This window comes from Vibrio sp. 1731 (assembly GCF_033339955.1).
Taxonomy (GTDB): domain Bacteria; phylum Pseudomonadota; class Gammaproteobacteria; order Enterobacterales; family Vibrionaceae; genus Vibrio; species Vibrio alginolyticus.
In genome coordinates this window covers 1-1,021 of record NZ_JAWOVO010000185.1, presented here as the reverse complement: position 1 = coordinate 1,021, position 1,021 = coordinate 1, and the positions used below count along the sequence as shown (strand labels likewise).

At 46.3% G+C, this 1,021-nt stretch carries 2 protein-coding genes; both read right to left on the bottom strand.

What is annotated here, in order from left to right:
- On the bottom strand, positions 1 to 334 hold a 334-nt coding region (locus R7035_RS26115; protein WP_318146436.1), incomplete at its 3' end, for a LysE family translocator.
- Positions 335 to 425: 91 nt separating this feature from the next.
- A partial coding sequence (locus tag R7035_RS26110; protein WP_318146435.1) for an AraC family transcriptional regulator occupies positions 426 to 1,021 on the bottom strand: 596 nt, incomplete at its 5' end.

Genomic DNA, 1,021 nt, shown 5'->3' with positions numbered 1-1,021 from the left:
TGTTTGTTTTATTCGCTTGATCCGTTTGTGGGTTTTTGATCGTAGCGCTCACGCCGTGCAGAGCGCCAACACCGAGGTAAAGCAGGTAACTGCCACCTAGCAGTTGTAATACCGAATACAGCAAAGGATGTTGATGCACAAGGTAGCTCACACCAGTCAGGCTGAACAATGAGTGCAGCAAAATACCAACGGATAAGCCAAGAGCGATGTATAAGCCCGTCTGGCGACCATGACGCGTGGCATTTTGCACCACTAATGCGAAGTCGGGGCCTGGGCTCATTAAGGCAATAAAGTGAATGCTGGCCAATGTCAGCAGGATAGTGGATTCATTCATAACACATCTCAAAGATTACCAATGCAGCTATTGTGGAGGCTTGTTGTGGAATGCGCTTGTAAAAAACTGACAGCCTAAGATGAGCGTGCTGCTATCGAGAGACTTGAGACGGAGAGACGCCATAAGTCTGCTTAAAGGCTTTGCTGAAATGCGCCTGATCGTAAAAACCAATTTGATGCGCGACTTCAGTACCGCATTGTCCTGCTTGTAGCAGCTTCATTCCTTGTTCGAGTCGTAAACGGGCAAACCACGCATACGGTGTCATGCCGGTTTGCGCTTTGAAATGGCGTTGAAATTGAGTCGGGCTTAGCTGGCAAAGCTCAGAAAGAGACTCCAGCCGTACCGATTGGTCGAGGTTCGCCATTAAGTAATCTTTTAAGGTGTTGAGAGATTGCTTACCTAATGGAATGACTTTTTGCCTTGCCAGCGATCCGTAGCGATCAAAAAGTTGGTTAAATCCCTCAAACGGAAGACAATCTTTGGTCAATTGACTGAGATTTTCGCGCCTCAATAGTCCGTGCAAGTTACTAAGTTGTGAAAATATCTGTGGATCGGAGATGATCAACTCATTAAAGCGGATAATTTGACCGTTTTGTTTAAGATCTGCCAGATCGCTAAGTAAGTGTGGTTCGATCGAAAAAACATTCACTTGATAGCCACTGGCAAGCTTAGATTGGCCGTCGTGCA